This window comes from Pseudomonas sp. SIMBA_041 (assembly GCF_046535095.1).
Taxonomy (GTDB): domain Bacteria; phylum Pseudomonadota; class Gammaproteobacteria; order Pseudomonadales; family Pseudomonadaceae; genus Aquipseudomonas; species Aquipseudomonas mucoides.
In genome coordinates, this window is the sequence record NZ_JAWRXJ010000494.1 from 1 (window position 1) to 261 (window position 261).

The 261-nt window shown below is 40.2% G+C and carries 1 protein-coding gene; it reads left to right on the forward strand.

The features are described from left to right. Positions 1–261 (forward strand): hypothetical protein (locus SB725_RS32065; RefSeq protein WP_410923509.1); only part of this gene is annotated, 261 nt, incomplete at both ends.

The window sequence follows — 261 nt, forward strand, 5'->3', positions numbered from 1 at the left end:
TAGGTGCTAATCCAAGCTCAAATGTTATAGTCAGTGTTGGAGAAATAGAGTATACGATAACTACTAATAGTAAGGGGCAAGGAGTTTCTCAAACATTCGCAAACCCTCCTGCAGGTGAGATTAGTGTGAATAGCGAAAATAATACTTGTGAAGCTACTTTGTCAGGCGTTACTAAAGTACCTGCGAACGTGGCAACTGGTATGCCGGGAGATAATTTAGGTACTTTCACAACATTCAAGCTAAAAAATTGCCAAGCAACAG